At 55.9% G+C, this 1,661-nt stretch carries 1 rRNA gene; it reads left to right on the top strand.

The features are described 5' to 3' along the window. The first annotated feature begins 78 nt into the window (after positions 1 to 78). Positions 79 to 1,632: ribosomal RNA gene (locus tag BM159_RS11780) — 16S ribosomal RNA — on the top strand. The last annotated feature ends 29 nt before the right edge of the window (positions 1,633 to 1,661 follow it).

The raw sequence follows: 1,661 nt of genomic DNA on the forward strand, positions 1-1,661 counted from the left end.
CAGCCCCTTCGGGGACAGACCTGAAAAGTCAAAGAAATTCTGAACAACAAGAAGAGCCGAATCGGCTTTCTATAAAGTATTATGGAGAGTTTGATCCTGGCTCAGGACGAACGCTGGCGGCGTGCCTAACACATGCAAGTCGAACGGGGATTTTGTTTCGGCAGAATCCTAGTGGCGAACGGGTGAGTAACGCGTAGGCAACCTGCCCCCCGGATTGGGACAACACCCCGAAAGGGGTGCTAATACCGGATACGAAGATAGCACCGCATGGTGTTATTTTGAAAGATGGCCTCTATTTATAAGCTATCGCCGGGGGATGGGCCTGCGTCCGATTAGCTGGTTGGTGGGGTAACGGCCTACCAAGGCGACGATCGGTAGCCGGTCTGAGAGGATGAACGGCCACATTGGGACTGAGACACGGCCCAGACTCCTACGGGAGGCAGCAGTGGGGAATCTTCCGCAATGGGCGAAAGCCTGACGGAGCAACGCCGCGTGGGTGAGGAAGTTCTTCGGAACGTAAAGCCCTGTTGTACATGACGAACGTGCTTTCTATCAACAACGGGAAGCAATGACGGTAGTGTACGAGGAAGCCACGGCTAACTACGTGCCAGCAGCCGCGGTAATACGTAGGTGGCAAGCGTTGTCCGGAATTATTGGGCGTAAAGCGCATGTAGGCGGTGCCTTAAGTCTGTCGTGAAACTGCGGGGCCTAACCCCGTATGGCGATGGAAACTGGGGCACTTGAGTGCAGGAGAGGAAAGGGGAACTCCCAGTGTAGCGGTGAAATGCGTAGATATTGGGAAGAACACCGGTGGCGAAGGCGCCTTTCTGGACTGTGTCTGACGCTGAGATGCGAAAGCCAGGGTAGCGAACGGGATTAGATACCCCGGTAGTCCTGGCCGTAAACGATGGGTACTAGGTGTGGGAGGTATCGACCCCTTCCGTGCCGGAGTTAACGCAATAAGTACCCCGCCTGGGGAGTACGGCCGCAAGGCTTAAACTCAAAGGAATTGACGGGGGCCCGCACAAGCGGTGGAGTATGTGGTTTAATTCGACGCAACGCGAAGAACCTTACCAGGGCTTGACATCGATTGCAAGGCGTAGAGATACGCCCCTCTCTTCGGAGACATGAAGACAGGTGGTGCATGGCTGTCGTCAGCTCGTGTCGTGAGATGTTGGGTTAAGTCCCGCAACGAGCGCAACCCCTATCCCATGTTACCATCATTAAGTTGGGGACTCATGGGAGACTGCCAGGGACAACCTGGAGGAAGGCGGGGATGACGTCAAGTCATCATGCCCCTTATGTCCTGGGCTACACACGTACTACAATGGCCGGCAACAGAGGGAAGCGAAGCCGCGAGGCGGAGCGAACCCCATAAACCCGGTCCCAGTTCGGATCGCAGGCTGCAACCCGCCTGCGTGAAGTCGGAATCGCTAGTAATCGCAGGTCAGCATACTGCGGTGAATACGTTCCCGGGCCTTGTACACACCGCCCGTCACACCACGAAAGTTGGTAACACCCGAAGCCGGTGGGGTAACCGCAAGGAGCCAGCCGTCTAAGGTGGGGCCGATGATTGGGGTGAAGTCGTAACAAGGTAGCCGTATCGGAAGGTGCGGCTGGATCACCTCCTTTCTATGGAGACAATGCTGTGTGGAAAACAC

This window comes from Succiniclasticum ruminis DSM 9236 (assembly GCF_900112895.1).
Lineage (GTDB): Bacteria > Bacillota > Negativicutes > Acidaminococcales > Acidaminococcaceae > Succiniclasticum > Succiniclasticum ruminis.